A 7,261-nucleotide genomic window follows, 5' to 3' on the forward strand; every position below is an offset into this window, starting at 1 on the left:
TCCTTCATGGCAGATAGCCCTTCTCTCTTGCTGAATGCCGAGTGCGCCATGCCACAATCCACCAAAAATGCTGAAGCGAAATTCCGTCGTCCGGTGCTGGCCGCTCTGGTGGTTGCCCTGACCTTGTCATTTACCCTGCCGGCTCAGGCCCGGGAAACGCTGCGAATCGGTTACCAGAAGTCATCGACTCTGATCACCCTGTTGAAAACCCAAGGCACGCTGGAAAAAAACCTCGCGCAGAAGAACATCGATGTGAGCTGGCATGAGTTTTCAAGTGGTTTGCCACTGCTGGAAGCGCTGAATGTCGGCAATGTCGATATCAGCGCTGACGTGGCGGACACCGTGCCGATTTTTGCTCAGGCCGCGCAGGCCAAGTTGACCTACTTTGCGCAAGAAGCGCCCTCGCCTTCCGCCCAGGCGATCGTCGTGCGCGAGGACTCGTCCCTCAAGCAACTGGCAGATTTGAAAGGCAAGAAAGTCGCGGTCACCAAGGCGGCAGGCTCCCACTATTTGCTGATCGCTGCTCTGAAAAAAGCAGGCCTGGGGTTTTCGGACATCCAACCGGCCTACCTGTCACCCGCCGATGGCCGAGCAGCCTTCGAGAACAACAAGGTCGATGCCTGGGTCACGTGGGAACCCTTCCTCACCAGCGCGCAACGTCAGCTGCCGACGCGCACCCTGGCTGACGGCACAGGCCTGGCCAGTTATAAACGCTACTACCTGACCAGCACGGGTTACGCCAAGGCGCATCCCGAAGTCCTCAAGCTGGTTTACGAACAACTGCACAAGACAGGTGACTGGGTAAAAACCAACCCACGTGACGCGGCACAAATACTCAGCCCGTTGTGGGGCAACCTCGATGTGGCAACAGTCGAATCGGCCAACACCCATCGCAGCTACCAGGTACAGCCTGTGAATGGTGACCAGTTGGGTGAGCAGCAGAAAATCGCCGATGCTTTTTTTGCCGCAGGTTTATTGCCCAAGGGGGTAGATGCCAGAGACGTCGATATCTGGAAACCGTAAGGCAGTCTTCGATTACGAGCTGACGCTTACACCCTGTTCGATCTCTCGATGTCTTTCGGTCTTCCCGTAATCTGCCTGCGCAGCCTTTGAATGGGGTGGGGCTCGTTGTCTTCGTAGTGCGAGGACCACTTCTGACACAGCAGCGTTTTACCGTACGCCAAGTCATTAATGCCCGGGCATTGGACTGCGTGGACGTTTTACATCGCGTTTTCGCCTTACCGCGTCAGGGCTGGTAATGCGGCTCGGTTGAGGCAATCGGGGCGTACGCAGTAACAGACTGATTTCCTCTGCGCTGACCGCTCTGCTGAAAAAGTGGCCCTGAATTTCATCGCAGCCGTTTTCACGCAGGAAGGTTTGCTGCTCTTCGGTTTCGACACCTTCGGCTATGACCCTGAGGTTCAGTTGGTGCCCCAACGAAATCACTGCGGTAGCGATGGCTTTGTCGTTCTCGTTGTCGGGCAGATCGTGCACGAAAGACTGGTCGATCTTGAGTCTTGCGATGGGGAAGCTTTTCAATGCGGCGAGGCTGGAGTAGCCGGTGCCGAAGTCGTCGATCGACAGACTGATCCCCATTGATTGCAGTTCCTTCATTTTGCTGATGGCTTGCTGAAGGTCTTGCATGATCAGGCTTTCGGTCAGCTCCAGCTCAAGGTACATCGGGTCCAGTCCGGTCTCTTGCAAGGCATGCCTCACCCGGTCGATCAGGTCCCTTTCGATGAACTGGCGTGCTGAAATATTCACCGACATGGTGATCGGCGGCCAGCCCGCATCCTGCCAGTCCTTGTTCTGTCTGCACGCGGTATGAATCACCCAATCGCCTATGGGCACGATCAACCCGGTCTCTTCGGCCTGCGGAATGAATTTGATTGGAGACACCATGCCGAGTTCGGGATGCTGCCAGCGGATCAGTGCTTCTACGCCGATAATCTGACCTGACTGCAAATCCACCTGTGGCTGGTACAGCAGCAGGAACTCGTCATGGTTGAGCGCGTTTCGAAGCCCGTCTTGCATGGCGAGCTTGCCCTGATCCTTGTTATTCATCTCGCTCGTATAGAACTGGTAACTGTTGCGACCCAGTTCCTTGGCCCGGTACATGGCGGCGTCCGCATTGCTGAGCAACGTGTCGGTATCGCTGCCGTCGGCTGGGTAGGTGGCCAACCCCATGCTGCAGGTGACGTGGAGTGTATGCCCGCTGAGCTGAATCGGCCGCAGGATGGCTTCCTGGATCTTGTGCAGGGCTGGAGTAACGCCGTCGAGGTCTGAGGGCTGGTCGAACAGGATGATCACAAACTCGTCGCCACCCAGTCGCACGACGGTGTCGGTGCGGCGCACACACTCCTGCATGCGCTGGGCGACGGTTTTCAGCAGTACGTCTCCAGCGCTGTGCCCAAGGCTGTCATTCACCAGTTTGAATTTGTCCAGATCGAGAAACACCACCGTCACCAGCCGGCTGTAGCGCTGGGCATAAAGTATTGCCTGCTTGAGACGGTCTTCGAGCAGGGTGCGATTCGGCAGCCCGGTCAGTGCGTCATGGTCGCCCATATAGCGAATGCGCTTTTCGGTCAGTTGGCGTTCTATCGCAATACCGGCAAGAGGTGTCGCCATGTCGATCAGTCGCGTCTCGGTCGAGCTAGGGCTGCGTACGGTGTTGGAATACAAGGCAAACGTACCCAATACCTTGCGCTCATGGGACAGAATCGGCGTCGACCAGCAGGCACGAAACCCATAGGGCGCAGCGGCTGATCGGTACTCCTCCCACAGCGGGTCCAGCTCGATATCCGTGACGATGACCGGTTCTCGTCGATACACCGCGGTGCCGCAAGAGCCGACGTTTGGACCGATCGCAATCCCGTCAATGAGCTGGTTATAGGCTTTCGGCAAACTGGGGGCAGCCCCGTGCAGCAGGTGCTTGCCATCCTCATCCAGCACCAGGATGGACACCATCATCCCCTCCAGTTGGGACTCGACCAGGTGAGCCAGACTATCGAGGACTTCTGCAAGCTCGGTGCTCCTGGCGATCAGCTCCAGGACATGACCTTGTCCGGCACGGATGATGGCTTCTTGCTCTAATCGGTTGTTTTGCAGGGCGAGCCGCTCTGTGGCGATACTCAATTGGACCGTTTTTTTTTCAAGCTGAAGACGGTCTTTGAGGAATTGATTCACCGCGCGAGCCATGTTGCCGATCTCGTCTTTCCCATGCTCCACCATCATCAAATGCGTTTTGTCAGTGCGTTCCTGACGCAATTGCCGGCTTATTTCATTCAGGCGCACGAGCACATGACGGCCCATGAAGACCCGGGTCACGAACCAGGCGAACACCAGGCTGGCGCCCAACATGATCAGCACCCATTGCTGGCTACGATTTGAGGCCTCGACCAGGCGCTGCACGGCTTCGCGATAGTCTTCGGTGTAAGCACTGGATTGCGCACGGGCCACCGCGACCAGAACCCCGGCCTCATTCTTCAACTCCTCATTGAAGCGCTGGATGACGTTGTGCTGATTGATGAGTCTCAGGCGCAGGGAGAAGAGGTCGGGCGTTTCCCCATCGGCGTCGGGTAACTTGCCAGCGGCGCGTGACAGGCGCTCATATCGGATCCGCAGCCGTTGCACGGCATCACTGTCATTAGCCTGCGGCAGATCGAAAAGTAACACCGCCAGTTCCAGGCTGGCCCGGGTCTTGGTCGCGGTTAACCGGGCAGCGTGATCCTCCAGGGCTTGCTCGAAGGTGACCTCGGTTTGCAGCAGGCTTTCTCGCAACTGCGCAACGATGTTGGCGGTATTACGGAACATCTGACTCGACYGATGCATGTCGAGTATCGCCTCGCCACTGTTCGCGGCAGTCAGCTCCTGCACCAGTTGATCAAGGGCTTCAAGCTGTTCGACGGTCGCCGCATAGCTTGAACGCAGGGCGTCGGGGGAACGGGTTGTCAGAAGCTGATCGGTCTGGCGTTCGATCAGCAAGGTCCGCTGCACCATGTCTTGCCCATTTTGCATGCGCACCAGTCGTTCATCCGTCAGCTGGCGGGTGGCGCTGTTTGACGTGCGCAACGCGTAGACCGCTGTGGCACCACCCGCCAGGATCAGCAGCGCCAGCGTCAGGAACGCCAGTGTGAACTGGGCGCGCAACGACTGCGGCAATAGCCGGCGTCCGAGCCGGGAAATAACGTCCAATGTCAGGGATTCCATTGGTGGCGATAAATGTCTCGATAACCATTGTCAGGGTCGTACTGGAATTTCTTCCCGCCGTCGAAGGCAATATTGTCGGCATTGACCAGGTGAATCGGCGCTACGAAGCCGCTCACCGGCTGACCTGCAAACAGCCGGTTCAATTCGTCCATCACTTGCCAGCCATGCAGGTTGAGCGGCTCGGCCACGGTGACGGTCTGGTAGGTTTTTGCCTGTATGCGCAAGAAAGCCGAAGCGCTGCCATCACCGGCAGACAACAGACTGATGCCGTCACTGGGCATTGCGGCGTTGGTCAATGAGGCAATCGAGTAGTCGAAATAGATATCGTTGATGGCCAGCGTGTGGGTCCAGCGCTTGCCATAGCGCTGAAGCAGCTCCTTGGTGAGCGCCGGCATCTTCTCGCCACTTTCGGAGATCGCCACATCGCGCACTTCCAGCAACGTACATTCCCGACAGGCCCGAATGACGTTTTCCATGGCCTTGGCTTTCGCCATGGCGATGCTGTACTTGGAGTCGGTCAGGATGACCACGCCGGCGTGTCCGTTTGACTGTGCCACTGCCGCCATGGCCGTGAGGCGAGCCACTTCGAGCGGGTCGGTCGTGACGTTCATGGCCACCGGCGTGCCGTCAATCGGCCCGGGGCGTGCCCCGGCGTGCCAGCCAACCACCGGCACATCCCTGTTGGCGAAGAGGATCAGCGCCGCATTGTTCTCAAGGGCATCGGAACCGCACAGAATGAGGCCGTCGGGTTTCGCTGCCAGGGCATCGGAAAAGGCCTTTGCGCGCCCGGCCGCTGATCCAGCGCCATCGAATATCTTCAGCGTCCAGCCCATCGCCTTGGCTGCCTCGCGAGCGCCCTGCGCGACACCGACGATGCCTCCGTTACGCAAATCCTCTGCGACAAGGGCGATGCTCTTGCCCCGCTGGGCTTTCGGGCCGGACTCAGGGCCGCTCCAGCGAACGGCTTCAAGGGTGGCCCTGGAAACGATTTCCTGCGCTTGAATCACCGTTACCGTGGCGCTTTCGACACCCGCCGCGGTTGGCAGGTTCTGGCCGTATCCGGGCGTTGCCGTGAAAAGACAGAAAACCGTAATTGAAGCCATCCAGAGTAGCCAGGGCCTGAGTAACCAGGGCCCGATCAGACAGGTTCGATCACCGTATGTAATGCCGGGTGTGGAGCCGATGGCGCAATCATAGTCTGGCATGGCGTCCCTTTTTGCCAAGAGTGCAGCGTTCACTATCCGAAAGGATAGTCGGTTCTGCTGTCATCAGGTCTTCGGTGGTTAAAAGTGCGCGAACTTTAGTTTTACAGTACTCATCCTTTACGCAACATTGAAAGATGTTCTTCATGAGCACGACTGAATTCGCGCCTGAATAAATTGCGCGGGTACTCACTTTTTAGAATAAAGCCTATAACCAAAGAAACTAAATAATGACCTCCGATCACCGATCTTGAAACGCCTCAGTGTTCACCCCACTGGTCGGAGAGTTTCTTGACAAGAATTGAACAGCGCTAACACTTCCTTGAATTGTAAGGATTAGAGATAACGCCAAAGAGGCGTTGGGCAAAAGGTTAATCCGCAGGAAACGGATTCAGTCGTACGGTGCGTCATGTATTCGAGACGGCCGACTGACGCCCAAACACGAGGCAGAGGAAGCCGTGCATGGCAATCACGCAAAACAACCGCTTGGTGCAGGTCGACTGTCCCCTCGGCGGCGATGTCCTGCTACTGCGGAGCATGGAAGGCAGCGAAGAATTGGGGCGGTTGTTCCACTACGAATTGAACCTCACCTCCGAAGACCGGGCGATCACGTTCGACCATTTGCTGGGCAAGCCGATGGGCCTGACCCTGGAGCTGCATGACGGCGGCAAACGCTACTTCCACGGCATTGCCTGCAGCTGTCGACAACTGACCGGCCATGGCCAGTTCGCCGGCTACCACGTCAGCCTGCGGCCCTGGTTCTGGCTGCTCACGCGCACCTCGGATTGCCGGATTTTCCAGAACAATACGGTGCCGGACATCATCAAGCAGGTGTTCCGCGACCTCGGTTTTTCCGATTTCGAAGACAGCCTGAGCGGCAGCTACCGCCAGTGGGAATATTGCGTGCAGTACCGCGAAACCAGCTTCGACTTCGTCAGCCGATTGATGGAACAGGAAGGGATCTATTACTACTTCCGCCATGAGCAAACACGTCATGTACTGGTGTTGGCCGACGCCTATGGCGCCCACTCCACGGTGGCAGACTACCACTCAGTGCCGTTCTACCCACCCGATCGGCAAATGCGCGAGCGCGATCATTTCTACGATTGGCAACTGGCGCGGGAAGTCCAACCCGGTTCGCTGGAGCTCAACGATTACGACTTCCAGCGCCCCCGCGCCAACCTTGGGGTGCGCTCCAGTGTGTCGCGCAGCCACAGCAACGGCGACTACCCGCTCTACGACTACCCCGGTGAATACGCACAGAGCAACGACGGCGAGCACTATGCGCGTACCCGCATCGAAGCCATCCACAGCCAGTTCGAGCGCGTACAACTGCGCGGCCGTGCCCGCGGGCTGGGCTCCGGCCACCTGTTCACGCTGACCGGCTACGAGCGCGACGACCAGAACCGCGAATACCTGGTGGTCAGCGCGCGCTACCACATCCACCAGGAGCCCTATGAAAGTGGCACCCAGGATCTCTCCGAGCAGTTCGTGGGCGAACTCGCTTGCATGGATGCCAGCCAGGTTTTCCACCCTCTCCCCCTGACCCCCATGCCGATTGTCCGAGGGCCGCAGACCGCGGTGGTGGTCGGCCCCGAGGGCGAGGAGATTTGGACCGACCAGTATGGCCGGGTCAAAGTGCACTTCTACTGGGATCGCCACGACCAATCCAACGAGAACAGCTCCTGCTGGATGCGCGTCTCCCAGGCCTGGGCCGGCAAGAACTGGGGGGCGATGCAGATCCCGCGAATCGGTCAGGAAGTGATTGTCAGTTTCCTCGAAGGCGACCCGGATCGGCCGATCATCACCGGCCGCGTCTACAACGCCGAGCAGACGGTGCCCTACACGCT

Annotated in this window: 4 protein-coding genes; 2 read left to right on the forward strand and 2 right to left on the reverse strand. The window is 58.3% G+C overall.

Annotated elements, in window-relative coordinates; genetic code table 11:
* Positions 1 to 48: 48 nt before the first annotated feature.
* Positions 49 to 1,023, forward strand: a complete 975-nt coding sequence (locus tag AC1D2Q_RS29365; RefSeq protein WP_477815526.1) for an aliphatic sulfonate ABC transporter substrate-binding protein — start codon at positions 49 to 51, stop codon at positions 1,021 to 1,023.
* 165 nt (positions 1,024 to 1,188) lie between these two features.
* Here AC1D2Q_RS29365 and AC1D2Q_RS29370 read toward each other — a convergent pair whose 3' ends face one another.
* On the reverse strand, positions 1,189 to 4,209 hold the full coding sequence (locus AC1D2Q_RS29370; protein WP_477815524.1) for an EAL domain-containing protein: 3,021 nt from the start codon (positions 4,207 to 4,209) through the stop codon (positions 1,189 to 1,191).
* A complete protein-coding gene (locus tag AC1D2Q_RS29375) occupies positions 4,197 to 5,216 on the reverse strand; it encodes a substrate-binding domain-containing protein (protein WP_477815527.1) in 1,020 nt (339 codons plus the stop codon). Before AC1D2Q_RS29375 ends, AC1D2Q_RS29370 begins: the two co-directional genes overlap by 13 nt.
* 657 nt (positions 5,217 to 5,873) lie before the next feature.
* On the opposite strand from AC1D2Q_RS29375, the gene AC1D2Q_RS29380 reads away from it, so the two are divergent.
* On the forward strand, positions 5,874 to 7,261 hold a 1,388-nt coding region (locus tag AC1D2Q_RS29380), incomplete at its 3' end, for a type VI secretion system Vgr family protein (protein ID WP_477815525.1).

It is taken from the genome of Pseudomonas sp. P1_A1, assembly GCF_056406935.1.

What these genes read in the sequence shown, in the direction of transcription:
- AC1D2Q_RS29365 (WP_477815526.1), top strand. Translation starts at nt 49, where the DNA reads ATGCCACAATCCACCAAAAATGCTGAAGCGAAATTCCGTCGTCCGGTG.